The sequence below is a fragment of the Mesobacillus sp. genome, from assembly GCF_057785455.1.
In genome coordinates, this window is the sequence record NZ_JBYNSB010000013.1 from 75,677 (window position 1) to 94,014 (window position 18,338).

Sequence of the window (18,338 nt, forward strand, 5' to 3'; positions counted from 1 at the left end):
CCGTTAATAGCAAAATATGCAATGACATATACAATATACCTCCCAACTGCATCGTTAGGTGGTGTCCTTCTCCACCCACAGGCTAGCCAATCTTCTTTGAATCTTATAAATCATCTTCCTTCCACCTTTCTGCAGTTAATTTTAAAACAGATTAAAACGGACGAATCATCGCTTGACGGCTTCTGTTTTCTTCAATCATTTTTTCCACCATTTCGTTATGGCGTATCTCTTCTAAACTCATTTTGCGTTTATTGATTGTTATCGTTAAAAACAAGATATTCAAGGTCATTATTAAGTCACCACCCTTAAAACAGGCGCATCATTGCCTGACGGCTTCTGTTTTCTTCAATCATTTTTTCCACCATTTCATTATGGCGTATCTCTTCTAAACTCATTTTGCGTTTATTGATTGTTATCGTTAAAAACAAGATATTCAAGGTCATTATTTAGTCACCACCCTTAAAACAGGCGCATCATTGCCTGACGGTTTCTGTTTTCTTCAATCATTTTTTCCACCATTTCATTATGGTGTATCTCTTCTAAACTCATTTTGCGTTTATTGATTGTTATCGTTAAAAACAAGATATTCAAGGTCATTATTTAGTCACCACCCTTAAAACAGGCGCATCATCGCCTGTCGGCTTCTGTTTTCCTCAATCATTTTTTCCACCATTTCATCATGGCGCATTTCTTCTAGATTCACCTTGCGTTTGTTAATAGTAATCGTGAAAAATAAGATACTAAGTGTCATTTGCATTCACCTCCTCCTAGTTACCAGTCGATTTCCTTCAGCCATAATTTTCCAAACGCACCGCAAAAAGCCGCAAGGAAGCCTCCCCTGCGGCAAAATAGGCATAGAAAAGCCGCAGGGCACAGTTCTCCCTGCGGCATGGATGTATTAGTTAGTAAAAACAGCTTAAATAATCCAGTCCGATCCGGTCGAATGTGCGTTACGATATGAAGTTTTTACGTTATTCCAATAGTCAATCATGATCATCTCACTCGACCTCCTTATGAATTATTTTTATCACATTGGTAAGTATATCCACAAAGCAATCATTTGTAAACTATTTTTAGTTTTTTTTTCCAAAAAAGTATTCGTCAAAAATCGCCATTAACCTACTAACGTATTTCCACATAAAAAAAACGCCCTTAAAGGACGTTTGAATTTATTTCTTCATCAATAGCTCCTGGCCTTCTTCTGATTCTATCAGCTGGCCTCGGTATTTACTGGCCAATGCAAAGAACAAGATCGATCCTGCAAGGAATCCAATTGATGCACCCATAGCAATTTTTATATCAGCCATCACTTTACTTTCAGCGGGCAGAATTGTACCTAAATAAAAGAACACGCCTGCTGTCAAAAGGACTGTGGCGAATTGCTTATAATCAACCATTTTTTCATAGAGTTTCTTTGCGTTCAAATTAATCACCTATATTGTTTGACTTAACCACAACCCTACTTTAACATATTTAAACATTTTTTCGGGATGTAAATAATGGTAAATACCATTTTAATCCCAAAGATATACAAACTTATTAAGAGTAAAACTTATCAAGGCAAAAAGTATTTATAACTTTACAATAATTGCATAAAAAAAAGTGCACCTATAATCATTATAGGAACACAATTACAAAATTTATTTGGCATTGTTTCTAATTAATATTTATTCCAATTCTTGATCATTTCATTGACAATTTCATAGGAATTCTTCGATGCTAGTTTGGTGAATTCCAGGAAGTTAACATCTGCCGAGCCATCTGCCTGGTCAGACATTGATCTGATGATGACGAATGGGATTTCATTCATGCTGCAAACCTGCCCGACTGCTGCACCTTCCATTTCTGTGCAGCTGCCCTGCAGTTCGTCATGAAGGAATTTGACTTTTTCACGGCTGGCGATGAACTGGTCACCAGATAGGATGCGGCCGCTGACAATTTTCCTGTCTTGAACAATTTCCTTGCTTGCGGATATTGCCAAATCCACAAGCGCAGGGTCCGCTTTAAAAACTGAAACATCACTATATGGGATTTCCCCTAATTTGAAGCCTAATGCCGTTACATCCATATCATGCTGTACACAATCGGTTGAAACAACAATATCACCAATCTTAAGGTCAGGATTGACTGCACCCGCAACTCCTGTAAAGATGATATTCGCTGCCTGAAACTCATCAATCAGAATCTGAGTGCAGACACTTGCGTTGACCTTTCCAACCCCTGATTTACATAATACAATATCATACCCATTGAATTTACCTGAATAGAAGCTTATACCAGCTTTTTTCTCAGTATTAAAATTTTCCATTGAATCAAGGATATGCTGGATTTCTTCATCCATTGCCCCGATTATTCCAATACTCATAGCTTATTCCTCCAAAATCATTTCTAAAGCAATTTTGACATTCGATCTGCTTCAAATAAAATTCTTTCTTCGTCAAGTGTCGTGAACTGACGGTCGGCCAGAAGCTGTTTCTCCTGGACATAAACATCCTTTACATCCCGCCCTGAACCTGAATAGACCAGGTGGGAAACCGGGCTGTGACGCGGGTAATAGAAAGGCTGATTCGTGTCGATGACAATAAGGTCCGCTTCCTTGCCTGTCTCGATTGATCCAATGCGATCCGCCTGCCATACAGCTGCAGCTCCCTGGATGGTAGCCATATCCAGCGCCTGTTCGGCAGTAATGGCCGTAGCATCCTGCAATACTCCCTTGTGGATGGTCGCAACGGCCTTCAGCTCTTCAAACAGGTCCAGATTATTATTCGATGCCCCACTATCTGTTCCAAGACTTACCGTGATTCCTTTTTCAAGCATTTTCCCGACCGGAGAGATTCCGCTCCCCAGCTTTAGATTGCTGATGATATTGTGTGAAACCTTTACATCCTTTGCGGCTAGGATTTCAAGATCAGCCTCGTACACATGTACAGCATGCGCCACAAGGGCAGGCCGGTCGAAGAAACCAAGCTTATCCCAATGCGCTACTGGTGTCCGGCCATATTCCGTGATATTCATGTCCACCTCATATTTTGTTTCCGACATATGTATATGAAGCGGGACATTCAACTCGGCAGATTTTTCAATGATCTGTGAAATATATTCTGGTGAACAGGTATATGGCGAGTGTGGTGACAGCATTGTGGTGATCCTGCCATTTGCCTTGCAGTTCCAGCTTGATGCGAACTTAGCGGCCTCATTCAGCTTGCTCTGGCGAAGTTCTTCGGTGCCAAATCCGATTACTCCTCTGCTCAGAACTCCGCGAATGCCGGATTCTTCTACTGCCTTTGCCACTTCATCCATATTGTCATACATATCGACAAAGGCTGTCGTTCCTGTACGAATCATCTCAAGAATGGATAAATTCGCTCCCCACTTGGCGTACTCAGGAGTATACTTTTCTTCTTGCGGCCATATCTTCTCTTCAAGCCATGTCTGCAGCGGCAGGTCATCTGCATAGCCTCGCAAAAGTGACATTGGCGTGTGTCCATGTGTATTGACCAGCCCTGGAAGGACATAATTACCCTTGAGATCAATTTTGACATCATACCCTGAGACATCCTCGGGGCTTTTGCCAACAAAGATGATCTTTTCGCCTTCAAAGCCTATCGCTCCATTTTCAATCACTTCATGCTCTTTGTTACATGTAATGATGGTGCCTTTGTATAATAGCGTCTTTGCCATGTACGATCTCTCCTAATATTAAGCCCAAATCTTCTTTTTTCAGCTGCAGGTTACTATGTACTAGAATTAGATGTTACAGCGGCAAATATGCTCATCGTTTAAATTTATCAAAAAATGTTTTATTTTTATAGTGATTTTGCTATTTTTTATTTATGGCCATTTTCAAAAGGAGGCGTAATGGAACACTAACCTAAAACATTGGCTCTGTTAAACAAGGATATTGATTTCCGTTCCAGGCACTTCGCTTTCCTCTGAATAATTATAAAAAAGCCCAGCTGCCGGCTTTTTCATAAGCAAATTCTTCCTGGGCGTGCGGTGAGCCTCCTCGTCGGCTTTGCTCCTGCGGGGTAAAATGGCCCCTTCTTTTCGGGCCATTTCTACCTAGGTCTCACCTGTCCCGCTTCATCCCGAAGGAGTCCTCGCGCCTTCCACTACAAAACAGAGTTTAAAAATCGAAATTTACTTTTAATTGAGCCAAAACATTAAGGAGAATCATAATGAATCTGCACTTTGATTTAATAGAAGATAAAGTAGAATTTTTTGAGGCCCTGGATTTAAAGTCGCTTGAAAATAAAATTAACAAACAAATCGAAATCAATAAAGCGATCATGCTGAGCGTACATCATGTTGCACACCAGATGCACATGGATGAAAAAGGCCGGGTATTTTATTCTGCAGTTGTCCACTTTAAGGCAAAAAAGTAAGGGGGCTCTCTTTAATGAGCCCCCTAGCCTTATCGCTTATCATTTTGGATTAATTCTTCCACTTTGACAGGCTTCCAGCCCTGGCCATCCACCCACTGGATCAATACTCTGTATGTCTGGTCGCTGCCTTTCTGAGAAACGGTTCCCAGTGCTGTATTTGGCGCACCACCGTTTTCATTCCACCAGACTGTCATATTGTTCTTATCAATTCCAGTGGCATATGAATAAGCAAGGATCATCTCCTGCCAATCTGCAGAGTTCTGGTCAAATACTGCTGTATGTTCACCTGATTGGGTAGTACCTACAGGTTCCCAATCAGGATTTTCAATCGTCTGTTTGACATTGGCATCACTGCCGCCTTCGGTTACAACAGGCTCGCCCAGCTCATTCTCGGCATCTTCCTCTGTATCATCAGCAGCGCTGTCGTCCGGCTGAGCAGAGTCTTCACTGTTGTCTTCTTTTTCAGCATTGCTCTCGTTATCTTTACTGTCTTTTTTGGAGGAGCCAGCGTCCTTGCCATTTTCTGCTGATAATTGGCTGTTATCCGCTGCTCCTTCATCATTGCTGAAGAAAATATTAAATGAAACGATGGCAATGAGTAAAATAACGACAACAATCAGGCTATTTAAAATAAGGTTTGTCTTTCTGCGTTTTGCCCTTGATCTTGTACGGGCACCCTCATTTAGGTTGTCATAATCATTCTTCAAGAACTTTCCCTCCCTTATAAGGCTGTCAACATTCTACCATGACTTTCCGAAAACTTGAAGGATTTTATATCTATCTAATCAGCTTCAACACCTGTGGTTTTACCGCCGTGATTATAGTCGTAGACAGCTTTTACTATATCTGCAAAAAGCGGATTTACGCCCCCCTGATCCTCGGGGACTCCAAGGTTCACTGTGACAAGGGCATATTTCGGATGGTCATAAGGGAAATAACCGGCGAACCATTTATTATGAAGCTGCTTGTCCCCATCGAAAATCCCTGTTTCTGCTGTACCTGATTTTCCTGCAACAGCATATGGCAAATCTTGAAACCATCTTCCTGTGCCCTCCTTATTCAGGACCACTTCACGCAGTAGCTTCTGCAGCTTCATGGCTGTGATTGATGATATTCGTTCCCCTGCAAGCTTGCTCTGCGGAAACTCCGTCATTTCGGTCCCATTTTGATATTGTATGGACATGACAGCCCTGACCATTTCTTTCTCTCCGCCACGTGCGATCGTGGCCATCATGTTGGCGATTGCCAGCGGTGAAGCGCGGACCTCGTTCTGGCCAATACCTGACAATGCAGCAAAGTTCCTGTCCTTCCTTGCATCATCAGATGTAAATACCCTGCCTTTATCCTCATCTTGAAGCTGGCTGAAATCCTCAAGATGGAAAATATCTCCCTGCCATCCCACACCGCCGGTCAAAGATAGCATTTCTGCATACCTTTCAAGAGTATTCGGATCCTTTTCCTGCAGCTCCCTTGCCAGTTCTCCAAATGTACGGTTACAGCTTCTTGCAAAGCTGTCGGTGAAGTTAAGCATTCCATGATCATATTTTAAGTCGGGCTCGCCACTTATCTTTTTGCTGCAGTCATACTTACGGTTGGGATCATCAAGACCCGCATCGATTGCAGCAGCTGCAACGACTGTTTTAAACACAGAACCGGGAATATGCTGTTTGACCATCATATTTTCAATCCCCTTATCGGCGAAAGGGTCAGCATTGTTGATCGCAGGACGGGAAACTGTCGCAAGTATGCTGTTCGTATCAATATCAAGCAGGACAGCGCCGCCCTTTTTTATGTTTTGCCGATCTACTGCATCTTCAAGAATCATCTGCAGCTGTTTGTCAATCGACGTTTGCAGGTTGATTGGGTAAAAAGGATTCGCGGGCTCAATATACTTTACATGGATGCCGAAAAGCGGAGCCCCTTCCCCGTCAACATGATAGACTAGCCGGGATTTGCCTTCAGCCACTAAAAACTCATCAAAGCTTTTCTCGAGTCCTGATAGGCCGATTAATGTCCTGGGAAGAAACTCTTTCCCGCCGTATCGGGATTTAAGCAGCCCTTCATTTTCCCCGATGATTCCAAGGAGCTGAGAAGCAGGCACCTGGGACAGAGGATATTTTCGTTCAACCGCGAATACACCTGGTATTTTCAGTTCATTGATAGCATCCATCTGGTATTTGCTTAGGATAAATGGTTCTGGATCTCCAAAAGCAAACGGTTCCTTTGATTCTTCAATCGCTTTTTTCAGCGCTGATTCAGAGACGCCGATTGTCCTCGCAACCTCATCAGCCTCCCATTCCATTCTCTTTAGAAAAGGGAACAGTACAAGTACGGAAGAAGTCTCATACGAAAGCGGCTCTCCGCTGCGATCGAGAAAATTCCCCCGGCCATTATCCACGACCATTTCCTGTGACCTTTGTTTGACACTCGCCTCGATCAAATTGATGTCATGCTTTGAAAATGATTCGGTATCCAGCAGCTGCAGCTGAGCCAGCCTGAACAATAGCAGTCCAATGCCGACAATACAAATGCTTATCCAGGCAACCATTCTTTTCCTGTGCATAATAAAACACCTCGTCAAAAGTTTTGACGAGGTTTGGAAGTTTCAAACTGCTAAAATACTGCAGACTGAATATTTTATTTGATTGTTGTGATGCGGACGTTCATTTCACCGCCAGGAGTCTGGACTGTAACCTCGTCCCCTACTTTTTTGCCCATCAGGCTTTTTGCAATAGGAGAGTCGTTGGAAATCTTGCCTTCGAATGGATCTGCTTCTGCGCTGCCAACAATTGTATAGGATTCTTCATCTCCATCAGGAAGCTCCACGAATGTAACCGTGCGGCCCAGGCTGACTGCATCTGTTGAAAGTTCGCCTTCCTCGATGATTTTAGCATTGCGGATCATATTTTCAAGCGTTGTGATACGCCCTTCAACAAAAGCCTGTTCTTCTTTTGCAGAATCATACTCAGAGTTCTCTGAAAGGTCGCCGAAGCTGCGCGCGATCTTGATTCTTTCAACAACTTCCTTACGTTTAACCGTTTTCAATTGCTCTAATTCCTGTTCAAGCTTTTCTTTCCCTGCCAATGTCATAGGAAACACTTTCTCTGTAGCCAAAATCCTTCACTCCTTCTAGTGTTCACAATTCCCCAAAATAGATTGTGTAATATTATATTATGTAACCTGAAAAATATACAGGAGCGCGTCCTTTTTCAGGGCGCGCACAAGTTTGTCCAAAGGACTTTAAATACATCTGGAAAAATAGAAGCACTTTTCCCAAGTACTTCTATATCCAGCTTTATCTATGCTATTGTGTCACAAAAATGATTTTTGTTCAAGAATTGTTTGAATTTTTGTTACCATAAGGTCGATTGCCACATGGTTATGGCCGCCTTCCGGGATGATGATATCCGCGTAACGCTTTGTTGGTTCAATGAACTGATTGTGCATTGGACGGACAACATTCACGTATTGCTCAATGACAGAATCCATTGACCGGCCGCGCTCTTTGATGTCACGAAGCAGACGGCGGATGATGCGCAGATCTGCATCCGTATCTACATACAGCTTCATATCCATCAAATTTCTCAATCTTTCATCCTCAAGAATCAGGATCCCTTCAAGAATGATAACATCCTTTGGTTCAACATTGATGACTTCATCCGACCTTGTGTGGATAGCATAGTCATAGACTGGCTTTTCGATTGGCTCGAAGCTAAGCAGTTTTTCGATATGCTGAATTAAAAGATCATTATCAAATGCAAGCGGATGGTCATAATTCGTCTTCAGACGCTCCTCCATCGGCAAATGGCTTTGATCTTTATAATAGTAATCCTGCTCGATCATCAGGATTGAGTGGCCCTTAAAACTATCGATGATCGCCTTGGTTACACTTGTTTTTCCAGAGCCGGAACCGCCGGCTACTCCAATTACAACAGGCTTGCGGGTCATGTTTTATTTCTCCTTCCGCATCATGTTATTAGGGTAGACTGGCTTATCCATCTTGAACTTGACGATTTGCAAAGGATGGCGCGCTACATCCAGCTCGTTGCCATCTTCGTCCCAGATTTTATCGACAACATGCGTGAAGTTCTCGATCTCTGGACCAAAGAATTCCACTTCATCACCCGGCTTGAAGAAATTCCTTTGCTGCAGGGTAACCATCTGGCTTTCTGCATCATAATCAAGCACTAATCCAGCAAAGTCAAATGTTGTCTTCTTGCTATGGTTTCCAAACATTTGCTCTTTATACCCAGGAACTCCCTCGAAAAAGGCTGTTGCCGTTTCACGGTTCGCACATTTATCCAATTCTTCTAGCCATTCCTGTTTGATGACGAAATTTTCAGGGTCTGCACAGTATGCATCAATTACTTTGCGATACACGCTGACTACTGTAGCGATATAGTGAATCGATTTCATTCGGCCTTCAATCTTAAGGCTGTCAATGCCGGTCTCGATCATGCGCGGAATTGATTCAATCAGCTTCAGGTCTTTAGGGCTCATCGCAAATGGTGCATCGTTTTCTGCGAAAAGGGCGTTTTCATCATTTCCCTCTACTTTATACAAATCATAATCCCATCTGCATGACTGGCAGCAGCCGCCACGGTTTGAATCACGCGCCGTCATATGGTTGCTGAGCGTACAGCGTCCGGAATAGGCGATACACATAGCGCCGTGGATGAAGGTTTCGATTTCGATATCGACTTTCTCCTTCATTTCCTTAATTTCTTCCGCACTTGTTTCACGTGCAAGGACGACACGCTCCAATCCTTCTTCCTTCCAGAATTGGACTGCCTTCCAGTTTGAAAGAGATTGCTGTGTACTCAGGTGGACCTCAATTTCAGGAGCAACCTTGCGGCAAGTCTCAATAATCAATGGATCAGCAACGATGATTCCATGCACACCAGCTTCCTTAAGCCCCATGAGATAATCTTCTAAACCATCTATATTTTCATTGTGGGCAAAAATATTTGTAGTGACATATATTTTCGCTCCGTATTTCCTGGCAAATTCTACGCCTTCTTTCATTTCCTCAAACGTGAAGTTGTCAGCGTTTGAGCGCAACCCATACTCCTGTCCGCCAATAAAAACGGCATCTGCACCGTAATGGACAGCAATCTTCAATTTCTCCAGATTACCTGCTGGCGCAAGCAGTTCAGGTTTTTTCACAATAACACGCTTACCGTCAATAATCTGTGAAATCTTATCTGCTACTGCGGTCATGACGCAACCTCCTTATAATTTCAATGATTCTTAGTAAACAGTTTCTTTGAAGAAGAATCCGGTATCCAGCGGGCGGTTAGGCGGCTGAATTTCTTCGGCGGCAGCCAGCAGGCTGTCCTTTTCATCATCGTATTGATCCGGATTTTCCACAGCAAGGTCAATCGCCTTTCGGTACAGCTTCGTAACTGTCACGATATATTCAGGAGCCTTAAGGATACCGTCAATCTTAAATGAATCGATACCAGCCTCTACTAGCTCCGTAAGTTCATCAATAATGCAAATATCATTAGGGCTCATGATATGTGTTCCGTTTTCATCCTCGAAAATAGGATATTTATTTTCACGTTCTTTATCATGAAGGAACATATTGCGTTCCTGTCTGCGGTTCTCCACTTCCATCGCCTTGCCCTGGTACTCGAAATAGTGGCCGAGGAGCGGGCGTTTTGATTGGAACATATTCATCATCCCGTGAACCTGGACTTCAATCTCGACTTCTGCATTTTCTTTGATCTCAACGATTGCATCCATATTGATTTCACGAGCCAGGACTGCACGCTTTGCACCCTTCCTGCCCCAGTAATTGCAGGTATACCAGTTGGTGCCTGTTGTTTCAGTACTCCAGTGCAGCTTCATATCTGGAGTGTGTTCCTTAGCAGCCATCAAGACCGCAGGGTCGCCAAATGTCACTCCATCAGCCTTTGCTTCCTGAAGGAATTTCAGGTAATCCCCCAGTAAATCAACCTTTTCATTATGGAATAAAGCATTCATGGCAACATAGACCTTCTTGCCTTTGGAGTGTGCCAATTCTATGGCTTTTTGCACATCTTCCCTGGTAAATTCACCAGCAAGGCGAAGACCAAATTTTTGCTCGCCAATTAAAAAGGCATCTGCCCCTGCCTCAGCCAATGGAATAATATCCTCTACACTTGTTGGAGTCACCAATAATTCAGGTTTCTTCATTCCGTTCACCTCTTCTTACTAACCGCTACACCGTCACCAACCGGAAGGATGATCGTATCATATTCCGGGTGGACTGCCAGCCAGCGATTGAATTCATCTATTTTTTTTACCAGACTGCGAATCCGCTTGCTCTCGACATCCTGTTCATACACATGTCCCTTAAACAGGACATTATCGGTAATGATCATGCCGCCAGACTTTAAATTTTTCGAATACATCTCAAAAAAACGCCTGTACTGGCCTTTTGCCGCGTCAATGAAAATGGCATCGAATGGAGCATATTTGCCAGCTTCATCTTCAAGCTCCAAAGCATCACCTTTGATTTGGACTATCTGATCCTGCCTGCCTGAACGCTTGATATAGTCAACGGCCAAACTGTACCGTTCTTCATCCCGTTCAAGTGTAATAATTTTAGTATTTGGAAGGGCAAAGGCCATCCTTAGTGCTGAATAGCCGATAGCAGTTCCTACCTCAAGTATTGTATCCGGGCTTTGGATCCGCAAAAGCTGAAGCATCGTTTCAATGCCAGCAGGCTCCATGATCGGCACACCGTTAGCATCTGCATACTCCTCCATCTCGGCAAGAAGACCTTCCCTTTGCGGTAAAAGCGAATCTATATAATGCTGCAGCTTTTCATTCAGCAAGCTGCCCTCACCTCTATTCAATGGCAATTTTTTCAGCCAAAGTAAAAATACTTATCACCCAGTACAACATGTACGCAGGCACGAAAAAAATAGCGTTCACAGGATAAGAGAGGAAAACAGGTATAGCAATTGCATGCCATACTGTGGATTGCCCCAAAGGCCTAACTCTTACATCTGTAATGCACGCTACTACAAAAGCGACAATTTAAAAACTGTAAAAAACACTTGAATTATTTTATCACAATAAGAAGGGAAATGCTAATCTTTCTGCATCTCCCTCAAATTACTAGTTTTTGTTGGTGATATGTTCATTTTTTTTGCGATTATGCTCATCCAGAGTCCTTGAAAAAAGTACTTCTCCAGTTGAAGTAGCAAGGAAGTATAAATCATCTGTATCAGCCGGTGCGAGGGCGGCCTCTATCGACATCACGCCTGGATTGGCTATCGGTCCTGGCGGAAGACCCGGATATTTATATGTGTTATATGGGTCGTCAATCTTAAGGTCTTCATACAGCACCCGGTCTTTATGCATGCCATGGGAGTACAGAACAGTAGGGTCCGTCTGCAGCGGCATGCCATCTTCAATCCGATTGTAAAATACACTAGCGATTTTATCACGGTCCACTTTTTCAGTTGCTTCTTCTTCAATCAGGGAAGCCATTGTCATTACCTGATGGGTCGACAATTCCTTTTCTTCAATCTGGCCTCTGAATTCTCCGAGGACTTCTTTTGTTTTTGTCAGCATGACCGTAACAATTTCTTCTACTGTCGGATCCTCAGAATAAAATGGATAAGTCGCAGGGAACAGATACCCTTCAAGCGGATATTTCACTTTTTCATTCAGGATTTCTTCGGAAAGTACATCCGGATACTTCCCCATCAATTTTTTAATGAATTCTCTGTCATTCAGCTGCTTGAAAACCTGCTCCTGGTCCTGGCCGGTCTTTTCGCCGATGATCCCGGCAATCTGTGACAGCTGTTTGCCTTCTGGAATTGTAATTTTCAGGACAACTTCCTGCATGACCCTGCCTGTCTTCAAACTCGAAATAATTTCAGGGATTGTCATTGACGGATTCATCTTATAGTCCCCTGCCATGAATCCTGCCTCATTTTTAAACTTAACATAGTATTTGAAGATTCTTGCGTCCTTGATGATTCCTTTATCCTCTAGTATTTTGCCGATTCCGGTTGTGGATGAACCAATGGGAATGGTAACGTTGATGTTCTTCTTGCTGTTTTCATCTAATGGCTTTAATGCGGATTTCACATAATAATATCCGCCTCCGCCTACCGCGCCAATCAGGAGGATCGCAACAATTGCCGTAATGGAAACGATCCTGCGGACAATTCTTGCTTCCTTCTGCTGCTCGGCCAATTTCTCAGCTATGATTTGTTTTTTTTCATTTTTTATATTTTTCTCTTCAGACATAACTTCCCCCTCCAATCAACAGGGCTAATCACCTGGGTACTCCCTTTTTGCATATCTCGCACCATTATACTATATTTTCTATTTTTATTTGCAAATAATTACGAAAAAATACTAGAGGCGACAAATTATCCGTTATTCCGACAGTCGCCTTTGCGAAAACAAAAAAACCAGGCTCCTAAATAGGAGCCTGGCTTCAATCGCTGTTATTATTCTTCGTCTTGCTCTGCAAGGAATGTTTCGAGCATTTCTTCGATCATATCCCACTCTTCGTCTGTTTCGATTGGCATCAATTCGCCATCCTGATTGTCCTCTGTTGGAACAAAGGAAGAAGCGTGGATTTCGATTTCCTCATCATCGCTTTCTTCAGCGCCTAATGGGTAGTATAAAACATATGACTTTCCGAATTCTTCTGAGTCAAATGTGAAAAGTACTTCGCATAATTGTTCGTTGCCGTTTTCGTCTACTACTGTGATGTTGTTTTCTCCGTGATCCATTCCAGTCACCTCATTTAATTTTGGCTATTCAAATAGCCTTGTAGAATCATTACTGCAGCCATTTTATCAATGACTTTCTTTCTTTTTTTCCGGCTGACGTCTGCCTCCAAAAGCACTCGCTCTGCAGCCACTGTCGTTAAACGCTCGTCCCAAAGAATGACAGGTATCCCGAATCTTTCTTCAAGTTCACGAGCGTAAAACTGACTGGCTTCGCCGCGTGGCCCAATCGTGCCATTCATGTTCTTTGGCAGGCCGACGACGACTTTGCTGACATCGTTCTCTTTTATAATTTTGCCTATTTCTTCGAAACCAAACACATTTTCATCTTCGTTGATTTTCAAAGTTTCCAATCCCTGAGCTGTCCAGCCAAAAGCGTCGCTCAGAGCGATGCCAACAGTTTTTGAGCCGACATCAAGTCCCATTGTACGCATTTATTTCCCCTCTCGGTGGTTCCTTAAGTAGGATTTAACCAGTTCCTCAATAATTTCATCCCGTTCCAGCTTGCGGATGATATTGCGGGCATCCCGATGGCGGGGAATATAAGCAGGGTCCCCAGATAGCAAATAGCCTACAATCTGGTTGATGGGATTATACCCTTTTTCCTGCAATGCCTCATAGACTTGAAGCAGGACTTCATTGGCATCATGCTCGAAAGGCTCTTCGGGAAAATTGAATCTCATCGTTTTATCAAACGAGCTCATCGAATGCACCTCACTTTTAAAATGGAAGGCAATATTTTCATAAGTTACCTTCATTCTACACTACTTTCCCTTTATATCAAATTGATTTCACCCATTCTTCGGCAAATTGAAGAGCGCTGTCGAGTTTTGATGGGTCTTTCCCTCCTGCCTGAGCCATATCGGGACGGCCTCCGCCTCCGCCTCCACAGATAGCGGCAGCTTCCTTGATCAGCTTGCCAGCCTGATAGCCTTTCTTGATCAAATCATCCGTAACTGCAGCGATCAGGTTCACTTTGCTTCCGTCAGCAGTGCCAAGAAGGATGACAGCAGATCCAAGCTTTTGCTTCAAGTCATCAGCCATATTGCGAAGACTGTTCATATCCTCAGCCTGGACACGGGCAGCCAGCAGCTGAACGCCATTTACTTCTTTTACATTGGATGCCAGGCTTCCTGCTTCAATATTACCCAATTTTGCCGCAAGAGATTCATTTTCCCGCTGCAGCTGCTTCATTTCACCAAGCATGGAATCGACTCTGTTCGCTACTTCCTTAGGAGATGTCTTTAATTTTGCAGCCGCATCCTTAAGAATGCCGATTTGTTCATTCAGCACCTTGTAAGCAGCTTCCCCAGTCACAGCTTCTATCCTTCTTGTTCCAGCTCCAATACCGCTTTCGGAAACGATTTTAAATAGGCCAATAACAGATGTATTTGGTACATGGCAGCCGCCGCAAAGCTCAAGGCTGTAATCACCCACTTTTACGACACGGACAATATCGCCGTATTTCTCTCCGAAAAGTGCCATCGCACCCATCGCTTTTGCTTCAGCAATCGGCTTAAAGCTCGTCTCTACCTGGATGCTTCTCCAAATCTTCTCATTCACGATCGACTCTACCTTTTCAAGCTCCTCAGGTGTAACCTGGCCAAAATGTGAGAAGTCAAAACGAAGGCGGTCTGGTTCAACAAGAGATCCAGCCTGGTTAACATGAGTTCCAAGAGTATCTTTTAACGCCTGGTGAAGCAGGTGAGTTGCTGTATGGTTTTTGATGATCCTCGCACGGTTATCCTGATCGACCTTTGCAGTTACTTCCATGCCGTTTGCAATTGTGCCTTCTTCAACAACTACACTATGCAGATTCTGGCCATTAGGAGCTTTCTTGACATCTTTCACGGAAATCCTTACTCCCTCACCGACAATCGTGCCTCTGTCGGCAATCTGTCCGCCGCTTTCTGCATAGAACGGAGTAACATCCAGAATCAGGTGGATTTCGTCTCCAGCCTCTGCCTGGTCAGCAAGCTGTCCATCCTTAACCAATGCGACTATTTTGCTATTCGTTTCAAATATGTCATAGCCAACGAATTCACTCTCTGCTTTGATTTCTCCAAGAACCCCGCCCTGGACTTGCATTGAACCTACATCCTGGCGGGCAGCTCTTGCTCTTTCACGCTGAGATTCCATTTCCTTCTCAAAGCCTTCGTGGTCGACCTTCATGCCCTCGTCCTCAGCATATTCTTCTGTTAATTCAACAGGGAATCCATATGTGTCATAAAGGCGGAAAACATCTTTGCCCTGGATCAAGTCACTGCCCTTATCCTTCTCTTTCTTAATGAGCTCGGACAGGATTGCTAGGCCCTCATGCAATGTTTCATGGAAACGGTCTTCTTCATTTTTGATGACCTTCTGGATGAAATCGGTTTTATCTTTTACTTCAGGATAGAAATCCTGCATGATTTCGCCGACAACAGGGACAAGCTCAAACATGAACGGACGGTTTATGTTCAGTTTTTTCGCATAGCGTACAGCGCGGCGGAGCAGTCTGCGAAGCACATAGCCTCGGCCTTCATTGGATGGAAGTGCACCGTCACCTACAGCAAAAGCTACGGTACGGATATGGTCAGCAATAACCTTGAATGCTTCGTCCTTTTCCTTGGAATCACCATACTTTTCTCCGGAAATCTCTTCGGTGCTGTTGATGATCGGCATGAACAGGTCCGTATCAAAGTTAGTAGGAACATCCTGGACAACTGAAGCCATGCGCTCAAGTCCCATACCTGTATCGATGTTTTTCTTTGGCAGCGGAGTGTAAGTTCCATCAGGATTATGATTGAATTCAGAGAAAACCAGGTTCCAGACTTCAAGGTAACGATCATTTTCGCCGCCAGGGTATAGTTCCGGATCTTCGGGATTGTCGCCGTAAGCCGGACCTCTATCATAGAAAATCTCGGTATTCGGTCCGCTTGGGCCTTCGCCGATATCCCAGAAGTTGCCTTCAAGGCGGATAATCCGCTCTTCTGGAATACCGATTTTTTCTCTCCAGATCGTGAATGCTTCATCATCCTCAGGATGGATCGTCACAGATAATTTTTCAGGATCAAATCCGATCCATTGCTCAGAAGTAAGGAACTCCCATGCGAACTCAATTGCTTCTACCTTGAAATAATCACCGATCGAGAAGTTGCCGAGCATTTCAAAGAAAGTGTGATGGCGGGCAGTTTTCCCTACATTTTCAATATCATTAGTACGGATTGATTTTTGAGCGTTCGTAATCCTCGGGTTTGCAGGAATAACGCGGCCGTCAAAGTACTTTTTCAAAGTAGCTACTCCGCTGTTGATCCATAGCAGGGACGGATCATCGTGAGGCACAAGGGACGCACTCGGCTCAATGGCATGGCCCTTTTCCTTAAAAAATTCAAGATACATTTTTCTGATTTCAGAACCTGTCAGTTTCTTCATATACACAACCTCCTAAATCGTTATATAGATAAGCCTTCAGGGATTTTAGGCAACAAAAAAAGCCCTCATCCCTGGACAGGGACGAGAGCTTGCTCGCGGTACCACCCTGATTATGGGCAAAAAATGCATGTGCCCATCTCTCAATGACGCTTTAACGCAGCTGCTACGGCAGGTTTTGCCTGCACTCCGGAATAGCCTTCTGTTATCCTTCACCGGGAATTCTTGCAGCCAATGGAATCCCTCTCTGGCCAGTGGTCTATAACATACTCGTTCCTTCTACATTTTTCGAATTATTAATCTATAGCCGAATTATATATAGCCAAATTCCGTTTGTCAAACAGCTTCGCAAAAAATTATGTTGAATTCTGCTTTTTTTTCTCCAGAATGATGTGATCTTTTGCATGAATCAATGCTGCTCTTAGTACGACAAGCACTGGTACTGCCAGGATCAATCCGAGAATCCCGCCTATTTCCCCACCTGCCAAAAGCGCAAACATAATCATAAGCGGATGCATATGCAGGCTTTTGCCCACAATTAATGGGGAAAGAATATTCCCCTCTAAGAATTGCAGGGAAAAGACAATCGCGAGTGAAATCAGCACCATTTTCACAGACATGGTTGCCGCGATGATAACTGCGGGTATAGCACCGATGATCGGCCCGAAATACGGAATTACATTCGTGATTCCGACAATCGCTCCCAGCAAAAGTGAATATTTTATCCCGGCGATCCAAAAAAAGATCGTCGACAGGACGCCAATCACGAGGCATACGAGCAGCTGCCCGCGTATATAGCTTCCAAGCGACTTGTCAACATCATGAAGAAACTTTGTCCCCGGCTGTCTCCACTGCCGCGGCGTGATATACCATGCTGCCTTTTTCATTGCGTCGAAGTCTTTCAGCATATAAAAGGCAATGAACGGAATGACGGCTATCGTAAGGATCGAATTGATTATATCCATCAGGAACGTCATTACGCCGGCAAGCACCCCATCCAGCCAGATTTCCATCCGGTTGATGCCATCTTCGATCCTTTCATGGATGCCAGCGGGCCATGACGAAGTATGGTCTATGATGTTATTGACCATACCTTTATACTGCTCCGCAAAATACGGCGCATTTTCAGCAAGATCCCCCAGCTGGTGAATCAATGCCGGTATTCCTTTGTAAAAAGCGAAACCCAACCCGCCAAAGAACAAAATATAAATGATCAGGATTGCAATCCCGCGATGGAGCCCGCGCTGATGGAGGCCTTCCACTATCGGGTGCAGCAGATATGTAATGAACGCTGCGACAGCAAATGGAACAAATAACGTAAAGAGCACTTCCAGGACAGGCACCCATAATGCCTGCAGCTTGACAAAGATATAGAGAACAACAAACAAAAGGAGAAGAAATCCAAGCCGGTAATACCATTTCATCTGGATATTCATCCGATCCACCCTCCTACCTGTTTATTCTTGAAAGAAAGAGGGATGATTATACATTTTTAGCCCTGGTCCAGATCTTTTTTATAGCGATTTAATTGCGAAATGGAAATTACGTCATGTTTTTCCAATTTAAAAATACAAAAATCCCCTGCAAAGAATACAGGGGATGTAGTTTATATTAAGGCTCTGTTTAACAAGGCTGTTGATTTTCGTTCCAGGCGCTGCGCTTTCCTCGGGGCGTGCGGTGAGCCTCCTGATATGAACGAAACGGTCAAGTTCCTCACTACAGTACCCGTTTGGTTTTGTTTTTAGGCACCTTTAAGAAGAGAAGCTATTTAAGCTTCTTTGCCTGGTTAGATATTCAG

Annotated in this window: 21 protein-coding genes and 1 other annotated feature; of the genes, 1 reads left to right on the forward strand and 20 read right to left on the reverse strand. The window is 43.7% G+C overall.

Annotated features, from left to right (window positions below):
- Positions 1-151: 151 nt before the first annotated feature.
- The 7 genes from AC3EBE_RS05395 to AC3EBE_RS05425 all read right to left on the reverse strand — a co-directional run bounded on the left by AC3EBE_RS05395 (position 152) and on the right by AC3EBE_RS05425 (position 3,681).
- Complete coding sequence (locus AC3EBE_RS05395; RefSeq protein ID WP_488593991.1) at positions 152-289, reverse strand: YrzI family small protein; 138 nt, start codon at positions 287-289, stop codon at positions 152-154.
- 16 nt (positions 290-305) lie between these two features.
- A complete protein-coding gene (locus tag AC3EBE_RS05400) occupies positions 306-443 on the reverse strand; it encodes a YrzI family small protein (RefSeq protein WP_488593992.1) in 138 nt (45 codons plus the stop codon).
- Between the two features lie 16 nt (positions 444-459).
- On the reverse strand, positions 460-597 hold the full coding sequence (locus AC3EBE_RS05405) for a YrzI family small protein (RefSeq protein WP_488593993.1): 138 nt from the start codon (positions 595-597) through the stop codon (positions 460-462).
- Positions 598-613: 16 nt separating this feature from the next.
- Entirely contained in the window at positions 614-757 is a 144-nt protein-coding gene (locus AC3EBE_RS05410) for a YrzI family small protein (protein ID WP_488593994.1), read from the reverse strand.
- Between the two features lie 412 nt (positions 758-1,169).
- Positions 1,170-1,433, reverse strand: coding sequence for a YrhC family protein (locus AC3EBE_RS05415; RefSeq protein WP_488593995.1), 264 nt, complete (start codon positions 1,431-1,433; stop codon positions 1,170-1,172).
- 227 nt (positions 1,434-1,660) lie between these two features.
- Positions 1,661-2,365 carry a 5'-methylthioadenosine/adenosylhomocysteine nucleosidase gene (locus AC3EBE_RS05420; RefSeq protein ID WP_488593996.1) on the reverse strand — a complete coding sequence of 235 codons (705 nt, stop codon included), beginning with the start codon at positions 2,363-2,365 and terminating at the stop codon, positions 1,661-1,663.
- A gap of 23 nt (positions 2,366-2,388) precedes the next feature.
- Entirely contained in the window at positions 2,389-3,681 is a 1,293-nt protein-coding gene (locus AC3EBE_RS05425; RefSeq protein WP_488593997.1) for an amidohydrolase family protein, read from the reverse strand.
- 497 nt (positions 3,682-4,178) lie between these two features.
- Between AC3EBE_RS05425 and AC3EBE_RS05430 the strand changes: the two genes are divergently transcribed.
- Positions 4,179-4,385 carry a DUF2536 family protein gene (locus tag AC3EBE_RS05430; protein ID WP_488593998.1) on the forward strand — a complete coding sequence of 69 codons (207 nt, stop codon included), beginning with the start codon at positions 4,179-4,181 and terminating at the stop codon, positions 4,383-4,385.
- 29 nt (positions 4,386-4,414) lie between these two features.
- Here AC3EBE_RS05430 and AC3EBE_RS05435 read toward each other — a convergent pair whose 3' ends face one another.
- The 13 genes from AC3EBE_RS05435 to AC3EBE_RS05495 all read right to left on the reverse strand — a co-directional run bounded on the left by AC3EBE_RS05435 (position 4,415) and on the right by AC3EBE_RS05495 (position 17,976).
- Positions 4,415-5,092, reverse strand: a complete 678-nt coding sequence (locus tag AC3EBE_RS05435) for a DUF1510 family protein (RefSeq protein WP_488593999.1) — start codon at positions 5,090-5,092, stop codon at positions 4,415-4,417.
- Between the two features lie 74 nt (positions 5,093-5,166).
- Positions 5,167-6,948 carry a peptidoglycan D,D-transpeptidase FtsI family protein gene (locus tag AC3EBE_RS05440; RefSeq protein WP_488594000.1) on the reverse strand — a complete coding sequence of 594 codons (1,782 nt, stop codon included), beginning with the start codon at positions 6,946-6,948 and terminating at the stop codon, positions 5,167-5,169.
- A gap of 74 nt (positions 6,949-7,022) precedes the next feature.
- Positions 7,023-7,499 (reverse strand): transcription elongation factor GreA, encoded by a 477-nt coding sequence (gene greA, locus AC3EBE_RS05445; protein ID WP_488594001.1) that lies wholly within the window; start codon positions 7,497-7,499, stop codon positions 7,023-7,025.
- Between the two features lie 198 nt (positions 7,500-7,697).
- Positions 7,698-8,333 carry a uridine kinase gene (gene udk / locus AC3EBE_RS05450; RefSeq protein WP_488594002.1) on the reverse strand — a complete coding sequence of 212 codons (636 nt, stop codon included), beginning with the start codon at positions 8,331-8,333 and terminating at the stop codon, positions 7,698-7,700.
- 3 nt (positions 8,334-8,336) lie between these two features.
- Positions 8,337-9,605 (reverse strand): peptidase U32 family protein, encoded by a 1,269-nt coding sequence (locus AC3EBE_RS05455; RefSeq protein ID WP_488594003.1) that lies wholly within the window; start codon positions 9,603-9,605, stop codon positions 8,337-8,339.
- A gap of 30 nt (positions 9,606-9,635) precedes the next feature.
- Positions 9,636-10,565: a peptidase U32 family protein gene (locus tag AC3EBE_RS05460; RefSeq protein WP_488594004.1), complete on the reverse strand. Its 930-nt coding sequence runs from the start codon at positions 10,563-10,565 to the stop codon at positions 9,636-9,638.
- Positions 10,566-10,570: 5 nt separating this feature from the next.
- Positions 10,571-11,209, reverse strand: coding sequence for an O-methyltransferase (locus tag AC3EBE_RS05465; protein WP_488594005.1), 639 nt, complete (start codon positions 11,207-11,209; stop codon positions 10,571-10,573).
- Positions 11,210-11,495: 286 nt separating this feature from the next.
- Entirely contained in the window at positions 11,496-12,638 is a 1,143-nt protein-coding gene (mltG, locus tag AC3EBE_RS05470) for an endolytic transglycosylase MltG (protein ID WP_488594006.1), read from the reverse strand.
- A gap of 206 nt (positions 12,639-12,844) precedes the next feature.
- Positions 12,845-13,132: a DUF1292 domain-containing protein gene (locus AC3EBE_RS05475; protein WP_251479444.1), complete on the reverse strand. Its 288-nt coding sequence runs from the start codon at positions 13,130-13,132 to the stop codon at positions 12,845-12,847.
- 14 nt (positions 13,133-13,146) lie between these two features.
- A complete protein-coding gene (gene ruvX, locus AC3EBE_RS05480) occupies positions 13,147-13,563 on the reverse strand; it encodes a Holliday junction resolvase RuvX (RefSeq protein ID WP_488594007.1) in 417 nt (138 codons plus the stop codon).
- A complete protein-coding gene (locus AC3EBE_RS05485; protein WP_023627198.1) occupies positions 13,564-13,833 on the reverse strand; it encodes an IreB family regulatory phosphoprotein in 270 nt (89 codons plus the stop codon).
- A gap of 76 nt (positions 13,834-13,909) precedes the next feature.
- Entirely contained in the window at positions 13,910-16,543 is a 2,634-nt protein-coding gene (gene alaS / locus AC3EBE_RS05490; RefSeq protein ID WP_488594008.1) for an alanine--tRNA ligase, read from the reverse strand.
- Between the two features lie 74 nt (positions 16,544-16,617).
- Positions 16,618-16,831: a binding site (T-box leader), on the reverse strand.
- Between the two features lie 65 nt (positions 16,832-16,896).
- A complete protein-coding gene (locus AC3EBE_RS05495) occupies positions 16,897-17,976 on the reverse strand; it encodes an AI-2E family transporter (RefSeq protein ID WP_488594009.1) in 1,080 nt (359 codons plus the stop codon).
- Between the last annotated feature and the right edge of the window lie 362 nt (positions 17,977-18,338).

Coding starts and splice junctions, on each gene's coding strand:
- AC3EBE_RS05395 (WP_488593991.1), bottom strand. CDS start 289: ATGACCTTGAATATCTTGTTTTTAACGATAACAATCAATAAACGCAAA.
- AC3EBE_RS05400 (WP_488593992.1), bottom strand. CDS start 443: ATGACCTTGAATATCTTGTTTTTAACGATAACAATCAATAAACGCAAA.
- AC3EBE_RS05405 (WP_488593993.1), bottom strand. CDS start 597: ATGACCTTGAATATCTTGTTTTTAACGATAACAATCAATAAACGCAAA.
- AC3EBE_RS05410 (WP_488593994.1), bottom strand. CDS start 757: ATGCAAATGACACTTAGTATCTTATTTTTCACGATTACTATTAACAAA.
- AC3EBE_RS05420 (WP_488593996.1), bottom strand. CDS start 2,365: ATGAGTATTGGAATAATCGGGGCAATGGATGAAGAAATCCAGCATATC.
- AC3EBE_RS05425 (WP_488593997.1), bottom strand. CDS start 3,681: ATGGCAAAGACGCTATTATACAAAGGCACCATCATTACATGTAACAAA.
- AC3EBE_RS05430 (WP_488593998.1), top strand. CDS start 4,179: ATGAATCTGCACTTTGATTTAATAGAAGATAAAGTAGAATTTTTTGAG.
- AC3EBE_RS05440 (WP_488594000.1), bottom strand. CDS start 6,948: ATGCACAGGAAAAGAATGGTTGCCTGGATAAGCATTTGTATTGTCGGC.
- udk (WP_488594002.1), bottom strand. CDS start 8,333: ATGACCCGCAAGCCTGTTGTAATTGGAGTAGCCGGCGGTTCCGGCTCT.
- AC3EBE_RS05455 (WP_488594003.1), bottom strand. CDS start 9,605: ATGACCGCAGTAGCAGATAAGATTTCACAGATTATTGACGGTAAGCGT.
- AC3EBE_RS05460 (WP_488594004.1), bottom strand. CDS start 10,565: ATGAAGAAACCTGAATTATTGGTGACTCCAACAAGTGTAGAGGATATT.
- mltG (WP_488594006.1), bottom strand. CDS start 12,638: ATGTCTGAAGAGAAAAATATAAAAAATGAAAAAAAACAAATCATAGCT.
- AC3EBE_RS05475 (WP_251479444.1), bottom strand. CDS start 13,132: ATGGATCACGGAGAAAACAACATCACAGTAGTAGACGAAAACGGCAAC.
- ruvX (WP_488594007.1), bottom strand. CDS start 13,563: ATGCGTACAATGGGACTTGATGTCGGCTCAAAAACTGTTGGCATCGCT.
- AC3EBE_RS05485 (WP_023627198.1), bottom strand. CDS start 13,833: ATGAGCTCGTTTGATAAAACGATGAGATTCAATTTTCCCGAAGAGCCT.
- alaS (WP_488594008.1), bottom strand. CDS start 16,543: ATGAAGAAACTGACAGGTTCTGAAATCAGAAAAATGTATCTTGAATTT.
- AC3EBE_RS05495 (WP_488594009.1), bottom strand. CDS start 17,976: ATGAATATCCAGATGAAATGGTATTACCGGCTTGGATTTCTTCTCCTT.